This is a genomic window from Methyloversatilis universalis FAM5 (assembly GCF_000214035.2).
Taxonomy (GTDB): domain Bacteria; phylum Pseudomonadota; class Gammaproteobacteria; order Burkholderiales; family Rhodocyclaceae; genus Methyloversatilis; species Methyloversatilis universalis.
In genome coordinates this window covers 1-24301 of record NZ_AFHG01000028.1, presented here as the reverse complement: position 1 = coordinate 24301, position 24301 = coordinate 1, and the positions used below count along the sequence as shown (strand labels likewise).

Annotated in this window: 17 protein-coding genes, 3 tRNA genes and 1 rRNA gene; 2 read left to right on the top strand and 19 right to left on the bottom strand. The window is 66.8% G+C overall.

Going from position 1 to position 24301, the window contains the following annotated elements:
• Positions 1–2: 2 nt before the first annotated feature.
• The 11 genes from METUNV1_RS00250 to gltX all read right to left on the bottom strand — a co-directional run bounded on the left by METUNV1_RS00250 (position 3) and on the right by gltX (position 14616).
• Entirely contained in the window at positions 3–620 is a 618-nt protein-coding gene (locus tag METUNV1_RS00250; protein WP_008057644.1) for a hypothetical protein, read from the bottom strand.
• Positions 617–985: a response regulator gene (locus METUNV1_RS00245; protein WP_043358700.1), complete on the bottom strand. Its 369-nt coding sequence runs from the start codon at positions 983–985 to the stop codon at positions 617–619. Before METUNV1_RS00245 ends, METUNV1_RS00250 begins: the two co-directional genes overlap by 4 nt.
• 4 nt (positions 986–989) lie before the next feature.
• Positions 990–2321 (bottom strand): response regulator c-di-GMP phosphodiesterase, NosR family, encoded by a 1332-nt coding sequence (gene nosR / locus METUNV1_RS00240; RefSeq protein WP_008057642.1) that lies wholly within the window; start codon positions 2319–2321, stop codon positions 990–992.
• Between the two features lie 121 nt (positions 2322–2442).
• Positions 2443–3282: an HDOD domain-containing protein gene (locus tag METUNV1_RS00235; RefSeq protein WP_008057640.1), complete on the bottom strand. Its 840-nt coding sequence runs from the start codon at positions 3280–3282 to the stop codon at positions 2443–2445.
• A complete protein-coding gene (locus METUNV1_RS00230; RefSeq protein ID WP_158005290.1) occupies positions 3269–3442 on the bottom strand; it encodes a hypothetical protein in 174 nt (57 codons plus the stop codon). Before METUNV1_RS00230 ends, METUNV1_RS00235 begins: the two co-directional genes overlap by 14 nt.
• 25 nt (positions 3443–3467) lie before the next feature.
• On the bottom strand, positions 3468–4580 hold the full coding sequence (locus METUNV1_RS00225; RefSeq protein WP_008057633.1) for a response regulator: 1113 nt from the start codon (positions 4578–4580) through the stop codon (positions 3468–3470).
• 23 nt (positions 4581–4603) lie between these two features.
• Positions 4604–4828, bottom strand: a complete 225-nt coding sequence (locus tag METUNV1_RS00220) for a hypothetical protein (protein ID WP_139026254.1) — start codon at positions 4826–4828, stop codon at positions 4604–4606.
• Positions 4829–5129: 301 nt separating this feature from the next.
• On the bottom strand, positions 5130–6275 hold the full coding sequence (locus METUNV1_RS00215; protein ID WP_008057630.1) for a hypothetical protein: 1146 nt from the start codon (positions 6273–6275) through the stop codon (positions 5130–5132).
• Positions 6276–6286: 11 nt separating this feature from the next.
• Positions 6287–11677 (bottom strand): DUF7379 domain-containing protein, encoded by a 5391-nt coding sequence (locus tag METUNV1_RS00210; protein WP_008057628.1) that lies wholly within the window; start codon positions 11675–11677, stop codon positions 6287–6289.
• Between the two features lie 40 nt (positions 11678–11717).
• Positions 11718–12785 (bottom strand): toll/interleukin-1 receptor domain-containing protein, encoded by a 1068-nt coding sequence (locus METUNV1_RS00205; protein ID WP_008057627.1) that lies wholly within the window; start codon positions 12783–12785, stop codon positions 11718–11720.
• A gap of 433 nt (positions 12786–13218) precedes the next feature.
• The gene (gene gltX, locus METUNV1_RS00200) at positions 13219–14616 is read right to left on the bottom strand and encodes a glutamate--tRNA ligase (RefSeq protein ID WP_008057625.1); all 1398 of its coding nucleotides are present in this window, start codon (positions 14614–14616) and stop codon (positions 13219–13221) included.
• A gap of 104 nt (positions 14617–14720) precedes the next feature.
• Here gltX and METUNV1_RS00195 point away from each other — a divergent pair.
• Positions 14721–14795: transfer RNA gene (locus METUNV1_RS00195), tRNA-Val, on the top strand.
• Positions 14796–15035: 240 nt separating this feature from the next.
• Positions 15036–15635, top strand: a complete 600-nt coding sequence (locus METUNV1_RS00190) for a TetR family transcriptional regulator (protein WP_232416285.1) — start codon at positions 15036–15038, stop codon at positions 15633–15635.
• An 81-nt stretch (positions 15636–15716) separates the two neighbouring features.
• Here the strand turns inward: METUNV1_RS00190 and METUNV1_RS00185 are convergent, their stop codons facing one another.
• From METUNV1_RS00185 to rrf, 8 genes are all read right to left on the bottom strand, one after another.
• Positions 15717–17621: a SurA N-terminal domain-containing protein gene (locus METUNV1_RS00185; RefSeq protein ID WP_008057620.1), complete on the bottom strand. Its 1905-nt coding sequence runs from the start codon at positions 17619–17621 to the stop codon at positions 15717–15719.
• 76 nt (positions 17622–17697) lie between these two features.
• Positions 17698–17774: transfer RNA gene (locus tag METUNV1_RS00180), tRNA-Asp, on the bottom strand.
• A gap of 22 nt (positions 17775–17796) precedes the next feature.
• Positions 17797–17872, bottom strand: a tRNA-Val gene (locus METUNV1_RS00175).
• Positions 17873–17960: 88 nt separating this feature from the next.
• On the bottom strand, positions 17961–20372 hold the full coding sequence (gene lon / locus METUNV1_RS00170) for an endopeptidase La (RefSeq protein ID WP_043358693.1): 2412 nt from the start codon (positions 20370–20372) through the stop codon (positions 17961–17963).
• Between the two features lie 105 nt (positions 20373–20477).
• On the bottom strand, positions 20478–21743 hold the full coding sequence (gene clpX / locus METUNV1_RS00165) for an ATP-dependent Clp protease ATP-binding subunit ClpX (protein ID WP_008057617.1): 1266 nt from the start codon (positions 21741–21743) through the stop codon (positions 20478–20480).
• Positions 21744–21796: 53 nt separating this feature from the next.
• Positions 21797–22417: an ATP-dependent Clp endopeptidase proteolytic subunit ClpP gene (gene clpP / locus METUNV1_RS00160; protein ID WP_008057615.1), complete on the bottom strand. Its 621-nt coding sequence runs from the start codon at positions 22415–22417 to the stop codon at positions 21797–21799.
• Between the two features lie 97 nt (positions 22418–22514).
• Entirely contained in the window at positions 22515–23816 is a 1302-nt protein-coding gene (tig, locus tag METUNV1_RS00155) for a trigger factor (RefSeq protein ID WP_008057613.1), read from the bottom strand.
• A gap of 249 nt (positions 23817–24065) precedes the next feature.
• A 5S ribosomal RNA gene (gene rrf, locus METUNV1_RS00150) occupies positions 24066–24179 on the bottom strand.
• Positions 24180–24301 lie beyond the last annotated feature (122 nt).

Here is a 24301-nt window from a genome sequence, read left to right as displayed (position 1 = left end):
CGTCAGAAGTTGGCGAGGAAGTCGTCCAGCGCGCGCCGTATGGCGCCCATGCTGTCGGCCGGCAGCATCATGAGCAGGCTGCAGGCGAAGCTGTGACGTTCGAGCCGGAAATTGACTTCTACGATGAGCGCGCCGGTGTCCGCCGGCGCCGCCGACGTACGGTCGAACAGCCCGGCGGGCGGCACGTGGCTGGCCAGCACCGACGGCGCCGAGAAGCACACGTCGGCATTCAGCTGTTCGGCAATGCCGCCCAGGCAGGCACTGACGATGACGTTGGATACGTCCAGCAGCAGTTCGTCCTCTTCGCAGTCCTCCAGCGCGCTGCCATAGCCCATCAGTCCGGCCAGATCCCGGCAGCCGGTGATGCCGAACACCACGATGGCCTCACCGCGCACCCGGCCGAAAAAGCCCTGGCGCACCGCGGTCAGCGTTTCGTCCGGAATGAGGTCGGCCACCGCGGCGGGCAGGCGGTCGAGCCCGGCTTCGCGCACCCGCGGCACCGACAGTTCGACGAATTCGTCGAACACGCCGGCGATCGAGCGGCCGGCACGGCCCATGCCGATGTTGGCGATCTCCTGCAGCGCCTCGTTCTGTTCTTCGGTCAGCAGGTTCAGGCTCATACCACCACTCCGTATTCGCGCAGCACCGGTTCGAGCTTGGCGGCGTCGACCGGCTTCTGGACGAAGGCGATGGCGCCCAGCTTCATCACCCGTTCGCGCGCCTGCGGCTGGACGTCGGCGGACACCACGATGACGAAGCAGTTGAGGTCCTCCGCCTGCAGCGTTTCCAGCACGCCGTAGCCGTCTATGCCCGGCATGTTCAGGTCGAGGAAGATGACGTCGGCACGGCCCTGGCGGTAGGCGGCGATCGCCTCCTCGCCGTTGCAGGCCTGGCGGATCTCGATGTCCCAGTCCGGCGGCAGCGACTTGATCAGCATCTTGCGCGCCATCGCTGAATCATCGACGACGAGTACGGAAATGGGCATGGTGTCAGCTCGCTTTCGCAGAGGCGCCGGGGTGGACGTGAAGTTTCATGGTCGGGCTCACCCGGGCCGCGTATTCGCGTATCTGGCGGATCACCACGCCGTCGAGCACGAAGTCGGCAGCCAGCAGCAGTCGGCCATCCCGGTCGACCAGATCGCGTGACAGCTTCATGCCCGGTTCCAGCTTGTCGACGGTGAGCGCGTCGTCCCGCACGCGGGCCGTGGTCGCCTCGTCGAGCGCGGCACGCAGCGCGACGACGATGCCCGCGTCGTAGCGGCTGCCCCGACCCAGGAGGATGTAGTCGAAGCTCGCGTCCTCGCTGTGGCGGACCCCGCACACCAGCCCATGCATGTAACTGTCGAAATCGTTGGCCACCGCGAGGATGCGCGCACCCGGGGGTATGGCCTCGCCCTGCAGCCCGTCGGGAAAGCCCTTGCCGTCCCAGCGCTCGTGGTGATGGCGGATGATGCGTGCCGCACCGCGCATCGAATCGAGCGCCAGCAGTGCCGACTCGCCCTGCGCGGCGTGAGCGCGCCAGGCCTTCAGCGGCTCGCCAGACAGCCGGTCGCTGGGCTGGGCGATCACCTCGTCCGCGAGGCCGATCTTGCCGATGTCGTGCAGCAGCGCGGCGGCGAACACCTCGTTGATCTGCGCCTGGTTCAGGTTCAGATGCCGCGCCATCGAGCCGGCCAGCGCCGCCACCCGCGCGGAATGTCCGCGCAGCATCGGATGCCGTATCTCGATCAGGTTGGAGAACACCTTGATCGAAGTGAGGAAGTTCTGCTTCAGGCTTTCGTTGGCGCACGCCAGTTCGGCGGTACGCACCTTCACCTTCTCCTCGAGCAGCACATTGATCTGCTGCAGTTCCTGGTTCTGCTCCTCGATCCGGGCCCGCAGCTGCTCGCGTTCACGCTCCAGCACCCGGCGCGCCAGGCCGTCGCGTACGACCGCCAGCAACTGTTCATCGTCCCAGGGCTTGGAAATGAAGCGGTGGATCTCTCCACGGTTGATCGCCTCTATCGTCGACGACAGGTCGGCGTAGCCGGTGAGCAGCACACGCACCGACGCGGGCCAGCGCGCACGCACGCGGGCCAGGAATTCCGCACCGTTCATTTCCGGCATGCGCATGTCGGAGATGATCAGATCGACCGGCGTGCCGTCAAGCAGCGCCAGCGCTTCGGCCGCGCTTTCAGCGGTATGGATGGCATACCCCTGCGGACGCAGCAGGCGGCGGAGCGAAGCGAGGATGTTGCGTTCGTCATCCACGCACAGCACCGAAAGCGGCGGCAGGTCGGCGGGCGCAGGCTCGCTGCGTTCCAGCGGGACAGTCGGATTCATACCCATGATCATCGACGGAGCGTGATATTGATCACGATATCGTCCGCCCCACCGGACCCCTTGATGGGGCGACACAGTTGTTCATGCTTGCAAAGCGGCGTAACCGAAAGCCACGTCCGGCTCAGGTTTCGGCCAGCAGCGCGCGCCATTCGCCCGAACGCGCCCGAAGGCGCCGCACCGCGATCACCGCACGTTCGACATCGCTCTGCGAAGGTGCCAGCCGCTGCCAGCTGCTGCGCTGCAGCCGCGGTGCCGGCTCGCTGCCCTCCTCGCCCTGCGCGACATGGGCGATCAGATTGGCCAGATGGATCAGGTGCACCAGTACCGGGTCGTCCGGCGCCGGCCGATGATGACGGCTGATTGCAGCGGCGAGCGCCTCCGGCAGCTTCCACGCTCCAGCCAGCAGCAGGCCGGCCTCTTCATGTCCGCTCTCTCCGATCGCGATCTCGGCCTCGGCGAAACTGCATCCCTGCTCACGTGCATGCGCCTCGACGCGCGCGAGTAGATCCGGGCGCGCGCACGCGACCACCAGCTTGCCCAGGTCGTGCAGCAGACCGGCGAGGAAGGCTTCGTCGCCGCACAGCCCGTGGGTGCGCGCGAGCGCGCGCGCGGCCGCCGCGGTTTCGAGCGCATGCAGCCAGAACGCATAGGTGTCGAAGTGGCCTGCCGGCGGACGCAGTGCGTTGCGCATGCCCAGGATGAGCAGCATGTTGCGGACCGCATTCACGCCGATCAGCGTGATCGCGTCCTGCATGCTGGCCACCCGCCCGGCCAGTCCGAAGAAGGATGAGTTCGCCAGCTTGAGCGTGGCACCGGCCAGCGCCGGATCGCGACCGACCACGCGCGCGAGCTGGGCGCCGTGCACCTGTTCCTGACCGATCATCATGACCAGTTCGGCCACCACCTCGGGCAGGGGTGGCAGCACGATGCTGCCTGTCCGTACCGATTCAGTCCGCTCCATGTCCGTCCTCCTCCAGCACCACGCGCACCACCACCTCGGTCAGCATGGCGATGCACGGATCGTCGGCATCGCTGCGTGACAGCACCCGGGCCACCGACTCACGCAGGCGCAGCTCCCGCGCGTCCATGCCGTCATCACCGCCGATCGGGGGCACGTCCACCGGCGGGTCCTGCGGACGCCGCGTGTCACAGCACATGACCGTTCTCCGGAACCAGAGCGACCACCCGGCCGGTACCACCGGGCAGCACGCCGATGCACAGCGCCCACTCGCGCCCGGCAAAGGCGAAGCCGCGCTCGTAGCCGGCTTCGCGCCCGCGGACCAGCGCCGTCAGCGAACCGTCGGCCGCCTGCAGCCCGAGATAGCGCGCTGCCGCGTCGTTGGCGGTGACCAGCTGGCCCTCGGCATCCAGCCCCAGCACCGGAAAGGGCAGCGCATCGTTCATGTCCTGCGCCAGATGCAGCGCGTAATCACCCAGCGAAATGCGGTGGTCCTGTTCGGACAGCAGTGTCTTCAGGCGCTGATTCGCGGCGCTGAGGTCGGCATTGGCCGTGGCGAGCGCCAGCTGAAGCTGCCGTGTCTGCATGCGCGAACGGTGCAGATCAGCCGCTTCGTTGAGCGCGAGCAGCAGCTGCGCGTCATCCCAGGGCTTGGCGATGAACCGGTACACGGCGCCCTCGTTGATGGCGTCGGTGATCGACTGCACGTCGCTGTAGCCGGACAGGATGAGGCGCACCGTATCCGGCGCATAGTCGCGCACCCGTGCCAGCAGCTGTACGCCGGTCGTGCCCGGCATGCGCTGGTCCGACAGCACGATGTCGGCCGGCTGCTGCTGCAGCATGGACCAGGCCTCATCCGCGCTGCCGGCGGTGCACAGTTCGAACGGCGCGCCCCGCAGCAGACGCCGCAGCGCGCTCAGGATGAAGGCCTCGTCATCGACCGCCAGCAGCGACAACGGGCGGGCGTGGCCCTGCCGCGGCGCGAACACCTGAGGCTGCAGATGCACCATCCAGCCATCGCGGCCTTCGCACAGCGGCTCCGCCGACAGCCGCCACACCGCCTCGATCCAGCCGGTGGAGCGCAGCAGCGGCGCAACGGACCCGCCGAGCAGTTCCTGCACCCATGCGTCGAGATGCCGCGCTTCACCGCGGCGTTCCGGATCAGCTGGCGTCCAGCACGCGCCGGCTGCTGCCGCCGCGCGCCACAGCTCGTTGGACCACACGGTGGCCCCGTCGCGATGCAGGGCCAGTGCATCCCACACCAGTGCCGGACCGCCGGCCACTTCACTGTCTCGATTCATCCTCGCACTCCAGGGTCGAGCGGTCAGAACAGTTCGATGCGTGCGCCTTCCGGCTCACGGACCATGCGGTTAAGCGCTTCATCATGATCGGCGCGCTGCATCCGGGTCAGTGAGGGCGGCCATGGCAGCACTCGCGCGGCGGACCCCACACGCCCGGCGTCTGAGCCGGCATCAATCCTGGAAAGCGGCGGGTCGCTCAACACCCTGTTCATCTGATTCCGATCCATGGCCGTCTTCACCCACGCCATCGTCATTCCCTCATGTCTGTCGCGGCCGGCATTGCCGGTCGTTCACCGCGCGCGACGGCAGACTCGGCCCCGATACGGACCGTGATCTGCGTCACACTTCAACGAGGGCTAACGGGTGGGCCGGAAGAGGCTTGAGAGGGCGACACAGTTCTTAAACAGGGTGTCGACGCTGTGTCCTGCGACGCGAAAGCTGCACTGCAGCAACGACTTGCCTGGCGGCCGTCTGGTCCGGGCGACGCGGCGCGGACACACAGTGTGACAAGTGGACGCTTCAGACGCGCCGGCCTGCCGGCGCGAGCGGTCAGGCCAGCCAGCGTTCCATCTGATGGACCGGCGCATTGCGCAACCGCCACAGCTGGGGGTTATCGCGCTCGGCCCGCTGGCCGGCTTCAGCGACCGCGACCGGTGCGCGGTCGAGGATGCACAGCCGGCGGCTGATGCAGTCAGCGCGCCACTGCGGGCTGGCCACGCGGCCCCGCTCCTCGACCGCGATGCGGGTGAGCGCGAATTCGTCCTGCGGATTCTCCCGCTCGATTCGGCGGCGGATGGCGGCATGCGCCTTGTCCAGGCTGCCCTGCTGCACGCACAGGTCATACAGCGCGGCGAGGCAGCGGAAATTGCGTATCGGTATCGGCCGCACGCCCTTCAGCCAGGCCAGCGCCACCACCAGCTTGCGGCCGTAGGTATCGTAGGCGTAGCGCAGCCATTCGGCACGGAAGGCCGGTTCGCGCCCCACCGCCTGCAGCGCGGCAGTCCAGGCCGGATCGAAGCGGGCCTTCTGCGGCCCACGGCTCAGCGCGTCGGCCCAGCGCACCTGGGCGGCCCGCGACGGCAGCTTCAGCATGCGCTGCCATTCATCCCACAGATCGCCGAAACAGCTGCGCAGCCGCCCTTCGTCGCGCGCGGCGAAGCGGCGGAACAGTTCCTGCAGCGTGCCGGTGCCCAGATTGACCTGCAGCGGCCCGAAGGACAGGCCGGCGCCGTCGAAATTGCCGGTCACCTGCTGATAGGGATCACCGCTGGTTTCGAAGGCGGCGGTGACCGCGATCGCCAGTTCCAGTGCGCGCTCGGCCGGCAGCGGCGGCAGCGCGGCCGGATCCGGCAGTTCGACATACACCCGCTCACCGCGCCGCTCGGCACGCGCCAGCCAGCCCTCGCGCACCACCTTCTGCGCCGCCGCCAGCAGCGCGGCCGGATCGGCCGCCTTCAGCCAGACGAAGAGGCCGTCGCGACCGGCGCCCAGCCCGGCCACCGGCGCCATGCCGGCGATGCTGATGCCCTGCCCGAGCGCGTCGCGCACGCACTGCACCGCCGCCAGCAGTTCGCGATGTACCCGCACCGAGCCGTCCGGCCGTACGTACTCGGACAGCGAAAAATTGGGCGTGACCGCCGCCCGCGCCGGTCCGCCCACCAGCCAGTCAGCGTCGTACTTCAGTCCCTTCGCCATGGCAATCCCCCTCACGCACCGAGCGCGGCGCGTATCTTCTTCATGCCGGCGCGCAGCACGCCGGCGTCGATCAGGAAGTCGAGGTGGTCGAGCACCGACGCGTGCTCGCGCGCGCTGCCGCCGCGCGCGAAGGCGGCACGATAGGCGGCGATGACGGCCGTCTGTTCCTGCGCTGCCAGCCGGCCATCGAGCAGCGCGTCCAGCAGCAGGCTGTCGCCGACCACCGCGGTACTCCAGAAATCGGGGTTCGGATGCGCGGCCGCCACCTCGCGCGCACGCACGCAGCCGGCGCGCACCGCCGCGGCGACGTCGGCCGGCAGACGCTGGTCGGTCAGGCGCGCATGCAGCAGCCGGGCGGTCCACAGGTTCAGGAAGGCGTAACTGTCCACCGTGGGCCCGGGCGCCCGCTCGGCCTGTTCCAGCGCGCGACCGTAATGCAGCGCCATCGCCTCGAGCGCCGCCAGCCGGTCGGCACCCTGCTGCATCCATGCCAGGCGCTTGTACGCGCTGCCGGTCAGCGCACTGCGGCGGGCGGACGGCACCAGCAGTTCGAGGTCGGCGATGGCGCGGCGGATGTCGTCCACCGGCGCCGCAGTGCGGCTGTTCTGCGCGCGCGCCAGCGCCCAGGCGTCATCGGCGGCGCGCACGCTGAAACTGGCCGCCAGTTCGAGCACCCGCAGCGGGCAGTCGCCGTCGTCAGAGGCGCGGGCGCGCGCAAGCCAAGGCGCGGCCACGGCATACAGGCCCGCCTCGCCCAGATACAGACCGATGGCGGCCGCGACGTCGGCACGCGCCAGCCAGTCCTCGCGCACCGCGGCCGGCAGCCGCTGCAGGCAGCGCTCCAGCCAGGCCTGCGGTTCGTCATGATTGCCGATGCACAGCGCACTGGTCCTGTTGTCCAGTTCGGCCACCAGTTCCGACGGCGTGCTGAACGGCGGCGGCGCGCTGTCGCGGTGCAGCGGGCCGGTCGGGTCGAGCCGGTAATCCGGATCGCCGTAGCACTGGTAGGCGCCCCAGGTATTGACCCGCGGGTGACGGCTCCAGGTGGCTTCGCGCGCCAGCCTGACCGCATCGCCGAAGCCGCGGCCCTCGAGCAGCGCGCCGTACAGGGTTTCGGCAAAGCAGCGTGCCGCCGCGTCGTCGACCGCCCAGCCGGCCGCGACCACCGCGCGCACGCCCATGCGGATGAACTGCATCGCGAGGTTGGCGGCCAGACGGTTGAAGTCGGTACTGGCGCCGCCATCGCCCCCGGTCGCGCCCAGATGGCAGCAGTTGATGAACACCAGTTCGGGCACGTAGCGCATCTGTTCCACGTCACCCGGTGTCAGGAACCAGCCGTCTCCGATCACCATGCCGGACACGGTACGCGCCTGCGCCCCGCCTTCGACCGGGGTGGCGGCCGGCAGCACGTATTCATGCACGCCATGGCCGGCCAGATGCAGGATGCGCCATGCGTCCTGATGCAGCGCGGCCATGATGGCGCGGCCCTCGGCCTGCACCAGTTCGGTCACCGCGCAGCCGCCACCGGACAGCACGGCAGCCACCGCGCGCGCTTCGGCGGCGGCTTCGGGCAGCGCGGCGAAATCGCGGCCCAGCGGTGCCGGGTCGCCGATGACCAGCGCACTGGCCCGGGTCGCCCCCTGCGGCCGCTCGCGGTACTGCGCTGTGCGCAGCTGGCGCAGCATGCCGGACGCCACCGCCGGCGGCTGCTGCCCCCCCTGCCAGCGGTCTTCCAGCAGCTCCCACGGGTAGCGGCCGGACACTTCGTCCACCAGCAGCACCAGGCTGCGCCGCTCGGGTGCGAGCTGCTTCATGCGGTGCGGCAGCAGCATTTCGAACAGCGTGCGCGCGGTATCGGCATCGGCCGCACAGGAGCGGCAGGCCTGCCGCACGAAGGCATCGACCTGCTGCAGCTGGCCGCCGACCAGGCTGATTTCCGCGCGGGCGCGATCGGTCAGCGCGATGAAGCGCAGTTCGTCCCGTCGGGCGTCATGGCTGATTTCGAGCCGGTGCCACCAGCTGGCGTCCTCGTCGAAACTGACCCGGCGGCGTCCGCCGTGCCCGCGCCCCAGCACCTGTTCCGGCCACGCGAAATCGCTGGCCAGCGCACCGCGCACCACTTCGCGCAGCGCGGCCGCGGCCTGTATCGCGATGTCCTCGTACAGCTCGATGAATTCGACCTCGGCGATATCGACGCGCGCGGCCAGTGCACCGTCATGCAGTGCACGCCGCGCATCGTTCACGCCCCGCAGGATGGACTCGACCGAATCGCGCACCCGCATGCCACCGGCACCGGTGCCGATCAGCAGCGTGGACACGCACAGCGTGCGCATGCCATCGGCCGGGCCGAAGCGGTCGTCCGGCCACTCGATCACCTGCAGCGCGAAATCGAGCAGCGCATGACGCACGCCATCCTGCAGCAGGCCGGGGCTCAGTTCGCCCACCTCGCCCAGGCCGATCACGATGGCGCCCTGCGGGTGCTGGTGCATTTCGCGCGGAATGAACACGCCATGCGTGCCGGCCGCCCCCGGGTAGCGCCCCAGCAGCTGGCTGCGCGACAGCGCGCCGTCCATCCGGCGGTCCATGCTCGCCTCGGCACTGACGATGGTGTCGCCGGCGTAGTGCCCCACCATGACCGGGTGACGCGCATAACTGAGTTCGCAGTGACGGACACGCACCGTGACCACGGTCCGGATCTCCGCGGCATCCTCGACCGGTGCGGGGCTGCCGCCGAAACCGAACAGCGCGAGATCGCCCGGCTGCGGAATGCCGTCGGCCGGAGGCGCCGGCCGCAGCAGGAAATCCGCGCCGTCGGCGCCGGCCGCCCGCGCACCGGCCGGCGGCGCCGACGGCAGACGTCGGGTGCTGCCGGTCATCAGCAGATCGAGGTAGCCTTCGAAGGCGCGGGTCTGCGCGCACAGGAAGTCGTGCGCGGTGTCTTCGGCGTACCACACCGGCACGCCAGGCAGCGCGCCCGAAGCCCAGCTCACGGTGCCGTCGCCGCGCGCGGTGGCGACGAAGTCGATGCGACTGCGGCCGAGCGGCCACGGGTCGTCCTCGCCGCTCACCTGATAGCCGATGACAGTGGCCGGCTGGCAGCCGGCGACATAGCAGGTGAGCCGGGCATCGACCGCGGCCGCGCGCAGCCGGTCCCAGGTGTCCCGCGCGGTTTTCAGCGTGGCCGCGTCGGCGGTGCGCCAGGCCGCACCCAACTGACGGCGCAGCGCGGTCCACAGGCCAGCGTCGGCGAAATCCGGGTCGCTGTCGGCGAAGGGCAGCAGTTCGAGCAGACCGGGATAGGTGCTCACCAGGTCGATGATGTCGGTGGTGCTCTGGGTGAAATCGAGCAGGGCCAGGCGCGCCTGTGTGGGGTTGTGGCCGGTGAGCCAGCGCACCGCCTCGTGCGAGCCGAAGTTGGGCGTGCCCAGCATCAGGAAGCGGCTGCCGGGCAGCCGCGCGATGCGCGCCCAGACCGCTGCGCCGCGCCCGCCGTCGGCCATCAGCGCGCGCACCACCAGACCGCCCATCGAATGGGCCACGATGTGCACCGGCTGGTGTTCGGCTTCGGCGCGCGCCACCAGCGCCTCCAGCCGCTCGGCCAGCCGGACGGCGGCGGCACGCACTGATTGCCGCCAGTCGTAGGCGAAGACGTCGACCCGGTGGGTGCGCGCGAGGAACTCGACCAGCGGGCCGTAGAACTGATCGACCAGACCGCCCGGTTCGACCTGCGCCGCGCCCATGTCCAGCCGCCGCAGGCCGCCGTTGAACAGCGCGAAGTAGTCGAGCCACACCGGATCGCCGCCCACGCTCAGTTCGCTGCCCATGGTGCCCGGGAGCACCAGCGCGAACGGCCTCGGTTCGGCGGCGGTCTGGCTGCGCGCGACCGCTCCGCGCCAGCGCGGCGCCTCGTGCTGTGCCCGGGCGATGGGCTGGAAGCCGCCGTCCTCGCTGTCGGCGCGCAGCAGGCCGGCGGCCAGCCAGCGCACGCTCTGCGCATTGACGAAGTAGCGGAAGTGATTCACCTGCCCGCCGGCGTCGCGCATGAAGCGGGCGCCGCCCGCCGGCCGGTTCAGGCCGCCGGTCATCGAGCCGGTGTTCACCACCAGATCGTGGTCGGCGCCGTAGAACCAGTCGGTCGCCAGCAGCTTGATCTTCTGCCACAGCGAATCGCCTTCGACGTCGCCGGCGATCACGCTCAGATCCGCGGCGGTGCTCAGCTCGGCGTGGTTGAGCAGGCGGGTGAGCGCGGAGCCCGGCATCATTGCCTCCGCGCCCGGCAGCGTGCGCGGATCGGTGCGTTCCTTCACCACCGCGAGCAGGAAATCAACCGCGTCGCCGAACAGGCCGTGACCGGACAGGAAATTGAGCACCGACAGCCAGCGGTCCAGCCGGCCGGACGCCAGCGTGGTGCCGCGCGCCGGACAGGCCACCCGCACGAATCGGCGCACCCGGATCTGCCGCGTCTTCAGTTCGCTCAGCAGCGTCGCCAGCAGTGCGCGATCCGCCTGATAGGCGGCGTGGCGGGCCGCTTCGGCCGCGGCGTCCAGCGGCCCGAGGCCGATCTGTTCCGACAGCGTGCGATCGGCGGCGAACAGTGCGTCCAGCCGCCCCTCGACCAGGTCGAGGTTCGTGCATTCGCCCAGACACAGCAGTTCGCCCACCAGCCCGCCGCGCGAATGACTGACCAGATGCAGTTCGGCCCCCTTCTGCAGCCGCTGCACCAGCGCCAGCGCATTGGCGATCGGACTTTCGGTCAGCGTGCGGTGCTCGAGCGCGAACACGCGATCGCCGTAGCGCGCGGCCAGTCGGCTGCGCAGCAGTGCGCCCTCCCGGTTGTCCGCGGCCCACAGCCCGCCGAAGCTGCCTTCGCAACTGGATCCGGTACCGTGCAGGAACACCAGCAGCGGCCCGGCGGACGCCGGCAGCGACTCGCGCGCCGGCAGCGGTGCGAGCGCAAAGCGGTCGAGCGCGCAGCGGTACAGGCCGGGCGCCCGCCCGAGGCACTTTTCCTCGAAGCCGCGACCGAGCGCGGCGGCGGCCTGCTTCTTCAGATCGACGCCGAAGAAATCCAGCACGCGGATGCCCAGACCGACCAGGCCACGCTCACCGCCGGGGGCCGGCGCCGACAGGGCCTCCACCGTCCAGCCGGCGCCGCCATCGCGGGCCACGGTGCGCCGGCCGTGCTCGCGCAACAGATCGTCGGCGCGACTCCAGAGGACGAAGCCGTTATCCAGCTCGATGCGGACCACATCGTCGGCCGGGGCCTCGAACTCACCGGCGCCCGCGTCCCGCGTGCTGCCCGGATGCAGACGGCGGGCGTGACTCAGCGTCAGCGACGTCGGCAGCGAAGGCGCGGGGGTGGCCGGGCTGGCCGCTCGGATGCGCAGCAGGGGGGGCGTCATCGGGATCGTCCTCCTAGGGGGCGCGCGGCCGGCCGCGCACTCAGGGTTGTCGGGCCAGCACGACCGTATCGCGCTCGCCGCTGTTGAGCTGCAGGCTGCCCGCCATCACCCGCCCTTCCGGGCCGACGCGCAGGTCGAGATGGCCGGTATCGACGACGAAGCTGCCCTCACCGCGTTCTTCTGCGCTGGCGATCACCACGGCCAGATCGGCGCGGTCGGCCGACAGCCGGCCCTCGGCAGTGAAAAGAATGTGAGTCAGCGGCCCCGCCTTCATCGCCGCCAGCGTGTCGAGATAGGCGCGCCAGTCCGGATCGTTGTCGACGCGCACCGGCTCTGAGCGCAGCAGCAGGCGCTCGCCCTGCTGGCGGATGGTCAGCGGGATGCGGTCGCCGTCGGCGGTGGTGAGCAGCCATCGACCTTCCAGCGACCCGCGCGCCGGCTCGGCCGCCTTCACCTCGAGCGGCCGCGAGGGATCGGGCGGCGGTGGGCTCGCATCACGCGGACCGGCAGCGGTGGGTGGCAGGACGATGTCGTCACGGGCGGCGTAGCGCACGCCGGCGAGGGTCAGCAGCAGCACGGCGGCCGCCAGCGCCCAGCGCAGCGCATGCATGCGCGGGCGCGGAGCCGCCGGCGTGCCGGCCGGTGCCACGCCCAGTCGTTCGATGTCGGCGATGATGCGGGGCAGATCGAGCCGGCTCCAGTCGTCGGTGCGCAGCGGCAGCGCGTGGCGCTCGGTCAGCGCGTGCATGGACGAAGGCAGGTCGTCGGCCTGCGGCATCGGCGTGCCATCGACCCGCAACGGCATCAGCACCGCGCCCGCATCGATCGCGGATTCGACCTCGAGGCGCACCGGGTCGTCGGCATCGTGCAGACGCAGCCGGCCGTCCGGATGGCGGGCCGCGGCAAAGCAGGGCGTGATCAGCAGCAGCACCACCGGCCGGTGGCCGATGGCCCGCGCGATCTCCTGCCGCCAGCTGCTGCCGCCGCGCAGGTCCTGCCGGTCGAGAAAGACCTGGTCGTCGCCGAACACCCGGCCCAGGTCGTCAGCCAGCCTGCTCGCGTCCTTGGCACCATCGATGGTGCGATAGCTGATGAAGATGCGGTTCATGGGCGCCACCGGAAACCGGCCGGCGTTCGCGCTGCGACGTGCGGATGCCTGCCCGGACGGGTCCGTTCCGAAGCGGCCGGACACCTTTTTTTGCAGTCTATGCCTTCCGCACATGCACGACCACCGGCCCGATGGACGATGAATGCGATGCACCGGCGGGCGAGCAAGGTCACCCGCCGGCCGCTTGCGCCCGGCCGAGTGCATCTGCCGTGCTGCTGGGGTCGGGAAGGACCGTGGGCGTCGGCGGCGCGCGAACGGCGCTGCGATCACCGCACGTCGGTGGAGGGCGCTTCGATCGGCATTCCGATCCGCACCGCCGGAGCAGCGCCAAGGTGCGCATCCGGACGGCGCTCACCCGCCGTCAGGCGACAGGCTCGGGCAGGCCCGGTCCCTTCCGTCGGCAGGGACCGGACCGAGAGGACTCAGCGCAGGCTCAGAGCACGCGGGCCAGACGGGCCTGGACGCGCTCGCGGCCGAAGGCTTCGAGCACCGCGTCGATCGACGGGGTCTGCGGCTGGCCGAGCAGCGCGACACGCAGCGGAATCGCGACCTGCGGCATCTTCAGGCCGCACTCGGTGCAGGTTTCCTTGATCGCGGCCGACAGCGCCGCCTTGTCCCAGGTGGCTGTCTCCAGCCGCGCCGACAGCTTGCGCAGCGCGTCGCGCGCCGGGTCGGTCAGGTGCTGGGCGATCAGTTCCGGCGCGACGTGCAGGTCGATGTAGAAGGCCTCCAGCGCGTCTGCCAGTTCGACCAGCGTGGCAACGCGGTCCTTGTACAGCGCGACCAGCGGCTCAAGCGCCGGGCCGGCTTCCGGATCGACGCCACGGCGCGCGAGACGGCTGGCCACGTCCGCCGCCAGCCAGGCGTTGTCGGTCTGCTTGATGTAGTGGGCGTTCAGCCAGCGCAGCTTTTCGGTGTTGAACTGGGCGGCCGAGGGCGTGATGTGGTCGAGATCGAACCACTGCACGAACTGCTCGCGCGAGAAGATTTCGTCATCGCCGTGGCTCCAGCCCAGACGGGCGAGATAGTTGATCACCGCCTCCGGCAGATAGCCGTCCTCGTCGTACTGCATCACGCTGACCGCGCCGTGGCGCTTGGACAACTTCTGCCCGTCATCGCCGAGAATCATCGACAGGTGGGCGTACTGCGGCACGGTCGCACCCAGCGCGCGCAGGATGTTGATCTGGCGCGGCGTGTTGTTCACGTGGTCGTCGCCGCGGATGACATGGGTGATGCCCATGTCCCAGTCATCGACGCAGACGCAGAAGTTGTAGGTCGGCGTGCCGTCTGCGCGGGCAATGATGAGATCGTCCAGTTCTTCGTTGGCGATCGCGATGCGCCCCTTCACCTGGTCCTCCCACGCCACCACGCCGTCCAGCGGGTTGCAGAAGCGGATGACCGGCTGCACACCTTCCGGCGGCGTCGGCAGCGACTTGCCCGGCGCCGGGCGCCAGCGGCCGTCATAGCGCGGCTTTTCGTTGTTGGCGCGCTGGCGCTCGCGCAGCGCGTCGAGTTCTTCCGGCGTGGTGTAGCAGCGATAGGCGTGGCCCTGTTCCAGCATCTGCGCGATCACCGCCTTGTAACGGTCCATGCGCTGCATCTGGTAGAACGGGCCTTCGTCATGGCCCAGATCCAGCCACTTCATGCCATCGAGAATGGCCTGCACCGCTTCAGGCGTCGAACGCGCGACGTCGGTGTCCTCGATGCGCAGGATGAACTGGCCGCCGTGACGGCGCGCATAGGCCCACGAAAACAGCGCGGTGCGGGCGCCACCGATGTGCAGATAACCGGTGGGGCTGGGGGCGAAGCGGGTGCGGACAACCTGGGACATGAGGGTGCGGACTCCAATGTAAGCCCGCAATTGTAGCGCGACGCGAAAGAGCATTTGACGCCGCTGGTTCCGCCGGCTATTATTCGCGCCCTGTCACGAATACAGGGCAGTTAGCTCAGCGGTAGAGCACCGCCTTCACACGGCGGGGGTCAGTGGTTCGATCCCACTACTGCCCACCACATTCAGGGCCCGAATCCAGCGATTCGGGCCCTTTTTCTTTTCCGGCATACGCCGCCTCCAGCGATTCAAGCTTTCCGCGAGGCACTGCCCGCGCGAGCCGGCTACACTGCGCCCGCCCTGCAAGTCTGTCGCACCACTTTGACGCGCGGTCCAGGAAAATATACATTCACGTCTGTTTGTATAAATCCCCTACAGTTTTCATGGTCAGACGGACGAAGGAAGAAGCGGAAGCAACACGAGTGCAGTTGCTCGATGCGGCCGAACGCTGCTTCCGGGAAAAGGGCGTGGCCAGCACCACGCTGGACGACATCGCGAAGGCCGCTGGCCATACGCGCGGCGCGGTCTATTGGCATTTCGAGAACAAGGCCGACATCTTCGAAGCAGTGTGCGAGCGAGTCGTGACGCCGATGCAGGCCATGCTGGGCGATCTGGCGGCCGATCCGGGCAGCGATCCGCTGGGCTATCTGCGCAAGGACGCCATCCACGTGCTGCGCATGCTCAGCGAGTGCGAGCGGGTGCAGTCGGTGTTCGAGATCAAGTTCTGCAAGCTGGACGGCGGCCCGGATTTCGACCGGCTGCGCCGCGCCGAGCTGGAAACGCACGGCCGCTGCCTGTCCATGCTCGAAGTCATTTTCGACGCAGCTGTCCGGCGCGGTCAGCTGCCGGCGCATGTCGATCCCAAGGTGACCGCGGAGGCGATGCATGCCTTCATCGGCGGTCTGATGCGCAGCTGGGTGGAGCGTCACGATTTCGATCTGCGCGCGCACGCCCCGTGGCTGGTCGATACCTTCCTGACCGGCCTGCGCAATGCACCGGTGCCGGAGACATCGGCCGACTGAGCCGGCTCCCTGAAAAACAAAAAGGCCACCCCGCGGGGTGGCCTTTTTCATGCCGGGCGCGAGCGCCCTGCTCTCTGTCACTCAGGGCTGCTTGGGCGCTTCGAGCAGCTTCTGGTTGATCTTGACCGGGTAATCCTTGCGCAGCGCGGTGATGTAGGACGCGAAATCGTCCTGCGACACCGTCTGTTCAAGCTGGGCCTTGATCGCCTGCACACGGGCCGGGTCCAGCGCTTCCTCCGGCTGCTTGACCGCGCTGATGCGGAAGATCGCGTAGCCGCCGTTGTCCATCGGGAAGCCGAGATAGGCCGGCAGCTTGTTGGCCGGTGCGTTGAAGATGGCCTTCACCATGACCGCGGCCGGTCCCTGCGCCTGGGCGCGCGACACGTCCTGCGGCGGCGACCACACCAGCGGCGCCTCTTCGCCGGCACGCAGCTTGGTCAGCGAGCTTTCTCCGCGTTCCAGCGCCAGCTTGCGGCCGGCCTCGAAGCCCAGCTTCTTCTCGATGTCGGCCTGCACCGATTCGAACGGCTTGATCGACGGCGGAATCTGCTCGATCACGCGCGCGGAAACCAGGGTGTTCGGCGCAGTCTCGACCGCCTGGGTGTTGCGGCGGTTCTTGATCGCGTCTTCGGCGAAAATGGCATCACGCAGCTTCACGCTGTCGAACGGGGCCGGCATCAGCATGCCCTTCGGAATGAGCGGGCTGGTCTTCACCTGCAGACCCAGCTTCTCCGCCGCCGGCGCCAGGCTGTCCGCCTGCTCGTACACCGTGTTGCTGAAGGTTTCGGCCAGTTCCGCGAAGCGACGGCGCGCGGCCTGCTTCTTCAGCTCGTCGGTGATTTCGGCACGCGCCTGTTCCAGCGTCTTGCCCTGACCGCCGCGCACGTCTTCGAGCTGGATGATGTGGTAACCGAAATCGGTTTCCACCAGACCGCTGATTTCGCCCTTCTTCAGCGAGAAGGCGACCTCCTCGAACGGCTTCACCATGGTGCCGCGACCAAAGAATCCGAGGTCGCCACCGTTGTCCTTGGAACCCGGATCGTCCGAATTGGCCTTGGCCAGCTCGCCGAACTTGGCCGGATTCGCCTTCAGCTGCTTGAGCAGCGCTTCGGCCTTGTCCTTCACTGCCTTGCGCTCTTCCGGCGTCGCGCCCTGCTTCACGCCGAGCAGGATGTGGCGGGCCTTGCGCTCCTCGCCCTGCATGTACTTGGACTGATTGGATTCGAACGCCTTGCGCACCTCCTCTTCCGCGATGTCCATCTTCGCGGCCAGCGTGGCTTCGCTCAGCATCAGGTACTCGACCTTCACCTGTTCAGGGACGGCGAATTCCTTCTGGTTGTCGTCGTAGTACTTGCGGATCTGTTCCGGGGTGATCTTGATCTGCTCGATGAATTCGAAGGGCGTGATGATGGCCTCGCTCACTTCGCGCTCTTCCTGCTGCATCTGCGCCCAGCGGCGGGCCAGCGACGGCGGCACGAAGGAACTGCCTGCGACGCCTGCGTAGAGCTGGCGCATCACGAGGTCCTGACGGATGCGGGCCAGCAGGCCATCACGGCTGTAACCCTGCGCCTGTGCCACCTGGTCGAACCGCGCTTCGGAGAACTTGCCGTCGACCTGGAAACCGGGCACACCAGCGATGATCTGGCTCATGCGCCCGTCGGACACCGTCAGGTGCTGGCGCTGCGCTTCCTGCATCAGCAGACGCTGGCTCACCAGGCCCTCGAGCACCTGGGTGCGCGCTTCCGGCGTTTCCATCATCTTGGGGTCGAATTCCTCGCCGGCCATCTCGCGCAGACGGTCGGTCTGTTCGCGCAGCGCCTGCTGGAACTCTTCCGGGACGATTTTCATCTTGCCGACCACTGCCGCGTCCTCGCGTGCGGAATCCCGGTTCATGTAGGACTCGACGCCGAAGAATGCGAAGGGCAGCACCATCAGCAGCAGGATGATCTGCACCACGCGCTTGTTGTTGCGGACTGCATCGAACATAAGCACCTTTCGCGGAACCCGGTTTTCCGGGCGCGGAAATGAAAAAGGCGAACTGTCGTTCGCCCGCTGTCAGTGTTGGCGGAGTGGACGGGACTCGAACCCGCGACCCCCGGCGTGACAGGCCGGTATTCTAACCAACTGAACTACCACTCCTGATACAGCGCATCCGGGCGTGTGGTGGGTGCTGACGGGCTCGAACCGCCGACATTCGCCTTGTAAGGGCGACGCTCTACCAACTGAGCTAAGCACCCGCTCGGACCGGCACAGGGCCAGGCTGCAAAAAACAGCCCGCGATGATACCTCACAAGACGAGGTTCGCGGGCTGTCGCTCGGCCGCTTTCAGTGCGTAAGGACCGTGCTCGCGGCAGCGGGTTCCTCCACCTTGGCGACCACGGCCGCCGGGTCGGCTTCAGGCAGCGGATCGGGCTTGCGCTCGAGCGCACGCTCCAGCACGTCGTCGATCCACTTCACCGCGACGATTTCGATCGAGTTCTTCAGGGTGTCCGGCATTTCGGCCAGATCCTTGACGTTCTCGTGCGGAATCAGCGCGGTCCGGATGCCGCCTCGCACTGCGGCAAGCAGCTTTTCCTTCAGGCCACCGATGGCCAGGACCTCGCCGCGCAGCGTGATTTCACCGGTCATCGCGACATCGGCGCGCACCGGAATGCCGCTCAGCGCCGACACCAGCGCAGTCGTGATCGCGATGCCGGCGGAAGGACCGTCCTTGGGCGTCGCACCTTCCGGGAAGTGCACGTGCAGGTCGGTCTTCTCGAACACTTCGTCCTTGATGCCCAGACGACGTGCGCGCGAGCGCACCACCGAACGTGCCGCCTCGACCGACTCCTTCATCACGTCACCGAGCGAGCCGGTACGCTGCACCGCGCCCTTGCCCGGCATGGTCGCGACTTCGATCGTCAGCAGTTCGCCGCCGACCTCAGTCCAGGCCAGACCGGTCACCTGGCCGATCTGGTTGTCCTTCTCGGCGATGCCGAAGGTGTAGCGGCGCACGCCGAGGAACTTGTCGAGGTTCTTCGCGTTGACCACCACCTTGGACGAGCGCTTGCGCATCACCAGGCCCTTCACCACCTTGCGGCAGATCTTGGACACTTCGCGTTCGAGCGCACGTACACCGGCTTCGCGGGTGTAGTAGCGCACGATGTCGCGCAGCGCGTCTTCGGTGACCGACAGCTCTTCCTTCTTCAGGCCGTTGTTCTTCATCTGCTTGGGCACCAGGTAGCGCTGGCAGATGTTGACCTTCTCTTCCTCGGTGTAACCGGACAGACGGATCACTTCCATCCGGTCCAGCAGCGGCGCCGGAATGTTCAGCGAGTTCGCGGTCGCGACGAACATGACGTCCGACAGGTCGTACTCGACCTCGACGTAATGGTCGACGAAGGTCGAGTTCTGTTCCGGATCGAGCACTTCGAGCAGCGCCGACGACGGGTCACCGCGGAAATCCTGGCCCATCTTGTCGACTTCGTCGAGCAGGAAGAGCGGGTTCTTCACCGCAACCTTGGTCATGTTCTGCAGGATCTTGCCCGGCATCGAACCGATGTAGGTGCGACGATGACCGCGGATTTCGGCTTCGTCACGCACGCCGCCAAGCGCCATGCGCACGAACTTGCGATTGGTCGCCTTGGCGATCGACTGACCGAGCGAGGTCTTGCCCACGCCCGGAGGGCCGACCAGGCACAGGATCGGCGCCTTCAGCTTGTCGACGCGCTGCTGAACCGCCAGGTATTCGAGAATGCGTTCCTTCACCTTCTCGAGACCGTAGTGGTCCTTGTCGAGAATCTTCTCGGCTTCGGCCAGATCCTTCGAAATGCGGGACTTCTTGCGCCACGGCAGGCCGACCAGCGTTTCGATGAAGTTGCGCACCACGGTCGCTTCGGCCGACATCGGAGACATCAGCTTGAGCTTCTTCAGCTCCGACTGCGCCTTGGCGATGGCTTCCTTGGTCATTCCGGCAGCCTTGATCTTCTTCTCGATTTCCTCGAGATCGGCGCCGTCCTCGCCTTCACCCAGTTCCTTCTGGATGGCCTTGACCTGTTCGTTCAGGTAGTACTCGCGCTGGCTCTTTTCCATCTGCCGCTTCACGCGGCCACGGATGCGCTTCTCGACCTGAAGGATGTCGAGTTCGGTCTCCAGCTGCGACAGCAGACGCTCGATGCGCTCGGCGGTGCCGAACAGTTCGAGGATGTCCTGCTTCTGTTCGAGCTTGAGCGGCAGGTGAGCCGCCACCGTGTCCGCCAGACGGCCGGCTTCCTCGATGCTGGACAGCGAGGTCAGGATTTCAGGCGGGATCTTCTTGTTCAGCTTGACGTACTGATCGAACTGGCTGATCAGCGCACGACGCATGGCCTCGATCTCGTGCGAGGTCTGTTCTACCGCAGGCACGGTCGTTACCTGAGCCATGAACAGCGTCTTGATATCAGCGATGTCCTCGACGCGCGCACGCTGCGTGCCCTCGACCAGCACCTTCACGGTGCCGTCAGGCAGCTTCAGCATCTGGAGGATGTTGGCGACGCAGCCGATGCGATAGAGGTCTTCCGCATTCGGCTCGTCCTTGGCAGCCGACTTCTGGGCCACCAGCAGGATGCTCTTGCCGGCTTCCATCGCCGACTCGAGTGCCTTGATGGATTTCGGGCGACCCACGAACAGCGGGATCACCATGTGCGGGAACACGACCACGTCCCGCAATGGCAGCAGCGGCAATTCGAGTTGCTCGGGAACGGTTTGGAGGCTGGACATTGCAATTCCTTAACGCGACAGTGTCAGACAGATTGGGGCGGCACTTCCCGAATCAAGCCGCCCCGGCTCCGGCACCCGCGCAGCGCGCAAACCGACGCGCGGGTTTCAGTTCGAACCGGACACCTTGGGCTGTTCGGCGAACAGCATGATGGGCTTTGTTTCGCCCTCGATCACGCCTTCGTCGATCACCACCTTTGCGACATTCTCGACGCCCGGCAGTTCGTACATGGTATCGAGCAGCGCGGCCTCGATGATGCTGCGCAGACCACGAGCCCCGGTCTTGCGCTTGAGCGCCTTGCGGGCGATGGCCTGCAAGGCACCGGGGCGCACTTCCAGTTCGACACCTTCCATCTGGAACAGCTTCTGGTACTGCTTGATCAACGCGTTCTTCGGTTCGATCAGGATCTGGATCAGGGCATCCTCATCCAGTTCCTGCAGCGTCGCCACGACCGGCAGACGACCGACGAATTCCGGAATCAGACCAAACTTGATCAGATCTTCCGGCTCGACGTCCTGCAGCGCTTCGCCGGCGCTTCGGCTGTCGCGGCTCTTAACCTCCGCTCCGAAACCGATGCTCACGTGTTCGGTGCGGTTGCGAATCACCTTCTCGAGCCCGTCGAACGCGCCGCCGCAGACGAACAGGATGTTGGTGGTATCGACCTGAACGAAGTCCTGGTTCGGGTGCTTGCGCCCGCCCTGCGGCGGCACGCTGGCCACCGTACCTTCGATCAGCTTGAGCAGCGCCTGCTGCACGCCTTCACCCGACACGTCACGGGTGATCGACGGGTTGTCAGACTTGCGCGAAATCTTGTCGATTTCGTCGATGTACACGATGCCCTGCTGCGCACGCTCGACTTCGTAGTCGCACTTCTGCAGCAGCTTCTGGATGATGTTCTCCACGTCCTCGCCGACATAGCCGGCTTCGGTCAGCGTGGTCGCATCCGCCATGACGAAGGGCACATTGAGCAGCCGGGCCAGGGTCTGCGCCAGCAGCGTCTTGCCCGAACCGGTCGGACCGACCAGCAGAATATTGCTCTTGGACAGCTCCACCTCGTCCTTGCGGGACATGTGGCGCAGGCGCTTGTAGTGGTTGTACACCGCCACAGCGAGGATGCGCTTGGCCGGCGACTGCCCGATCACGTACTGATCTAGGATTTCGCAGATTTCCTTGGGCGACGGCAGGTCGCCACGCGAACTTTTGCCCGCCTGCTCGTTGCTGATCTCGTCGCGGATGATGTCGTTGCAGAGATCGATGCACTCGTCGCAGATGAAGACCGACGGCCCGGCGATGAGCTTCTTCACCTCATGCTGGCTCTTTCCGCAGAAGGAGCAGTACAGCAGCTTTTCGGAACCCGATTTCTTGTCGGTCATGAGTCAACTCCAAACTTGACAGGTACGTCACCCGGCTTGAGCCACGCGGCTGCTCAGGCGGCCGAGCTCTCGGCGCGGGTGGTGAGCACCTTGTCAATGATGCCGTATTCGCGCGCCTGTTCGGCCGACAGGAAATTGTCGCGGTCAGTGTCGCGCTCGATCGTTTCTATCGGCTGGCCGGTATGGTGCGACATGATGGTGTTCAGCTTCGCGCGCAGCGTAAGAATTTCGCGGGCGTGAATTTCGATGTCCGAGGCCTGACCCTGGAAGCCACCCATCGGCTGGTGAATCATCACGCGCGAATTCGGAAGGCATGCACGCTTGCCCTTGGCGCCCGCCGACAGCAGGAAGGCGCCCATGCTGGCCGCCTGACCGATGCACAGCGTCGACACGTCGGGCTTGATGAACTGCATGGTGTCGTAGATCGACAGCCCTGCCGTCACCGAACCACCAGGCGAGTTGATGTAGAAGAAGATGTCCTTGTCCGGATTCTCGGATTCAAGGAACAGCAACTGCGCAACGATCAGATTGGCCGTCGCATCATTCACCGGTCCGACCAGAAACACCACGCGTTCGCGCAGCAGACGCGAGTAGATGTCGTAAGCACGCTCGCCCCGACCACTCTGCTCGATGACCATGGGCACCATGCCCAGACCGACGGTTTCCGACATCATTCCCTAAGCTCCCGGACGGGGCCGCGAGCGGCCCCTCTGTCTATCATTCAAGCAAACATCGGCGCCGACGCTGCCGGCGATCGAAGCTGACCGTTGATCAGTTCGTCGCCATCAGGTCGTCGAAGTCGACCGGCTTGTCGGTCACCTTAGCGACACCAAGCACCCAGTCAACCACATTGTCCTCGACAACCAGCGCTTCCACCTGTGCAAGACGTTGCGTATCGCTGTAGTACCAGCGGATCACATCGGCTGGATCTTCGTAGCTTTGAGCCTGTTCCTCGACCACGGCGCGGATTTGTTCCGGCTTGGCATACAGTTCATTCTTCTTGACGATCTCGGCGACCAGCAGACCCAGACGCACGCGACGCACGGCCTGATCTGCGAACCACGCGGCCTCGACCGGGATATCCTTCACGTTCATGCCGCGCGACGCGAGATTGGCACGAGCCTCTTCCGCCATGCGCTGCGATTCCTGCTCCACCAGCGCCGTCGGGACATCGAAGGCATGCGCTTCGATCAGCAGATTCATCACTTCGTTCTTTACGCGAGCCTGCAGGCGCTTCTTCACTTCCCGCTCGAGGTTGGTCTTCACATCGGACTTCAGCTGCTCGACATCACCCGACGGCACGCCCAGCGACTTTGCGAAATCCGCGTTCACTTCCGGCAGGACCGGCGATTCGACCGCCTTCAGCTTGACTTCGAACTGCACCGTCGTGCCGGCCAGATCCTTCGCCTGGTAGTCTTCCGGGAAGGTCAGCGAGAAGGTCTTGGTCTCGCCTGCCTTCATGCCTTCAACGTTCGCCTCGAAATCCGGCAGCATAGCGCCCACGCCAAGCACGACAGGGAAGTCTTCAGCAGTGCCGCCGTCAAACGCTTCGCCTTCGCGGGTGCCGCGGAAGTCCATTACGACGCGATCTTCCTTTGCGGCAGCCTTGTCAGCGGCCACATAGGAAACACGCTGCTTGCGCAGCACTTCGAGCGTCTTGTCGACCTCGGCATCACCGACCGACAGCGTCGCGCGATCCAGAGCCTTGTCAGACAGATCGGCGGTTTCGATTTCCGGATAGACCTCGAACGTCGCACTGAAGAAAACCTTGCCCGGCTCGGTCGATTCCATCGGCTCGATCTTCGGGAAACCCGCCACACGCAGATTCTGCTCGCGCACCGCGGTGCCGAAGGCCTGCTGGACGGCCTCGGTAAAGGCTTCGGAGCGGGCCTGAGCGGAATACTGCTGCTCGACGATCTTCATCGGCACCTTGCCCGGACGGAAACCCGGCATCTTGACGGTGCGAGCCATGCGCGCGAGGCGGGTCGCGACGTTCTTTTCCACATCCGCGGCGACCACCGACATATTGATCTTCCGCTCGAGAGTGTTCACGGGTGAGGTGTTCTGCGCCATTAGCGAATGTCCTTGAATCGTAAGGGAAAGTTACGCGTGTTTTTGTGAAGTACCGCGATCGCGGATAGCCGTCAAGAATAGCACAGAGCGCGCGCTCTTGTCCGACGGCGGGACAGCCCGCAGCGCGTACCAACTTGAGGCTGCCAGCATGCTGTTGCGCGCCGCGTTGTGTGTTGGGCGTGATTTTGGTGTTTTAGAAACACGAACGCCCGATCACTGGGTTGTGATCGGGCGTTGTGTTGAAGGGTAGCCTGGCGCTGACCTACTTTCGCGAGCGGATTGCTCACTATCATTGGCGCGGCTGCGTTTCACGGTCCTGTTCGGGATGGGAAGGGGTGGTTCCACAGCGCTATGGGCACCAGGCTGAAGCTTGTCATGCAGGCTCGAGGTGCATCGTGCCTGCATGTGGAAGAAGTAAAGGATATGGGGTGATTGTGTGCGCGAGGCACTTTTGATCACCGGTGCAGATTCAACGTTTTGTTGAG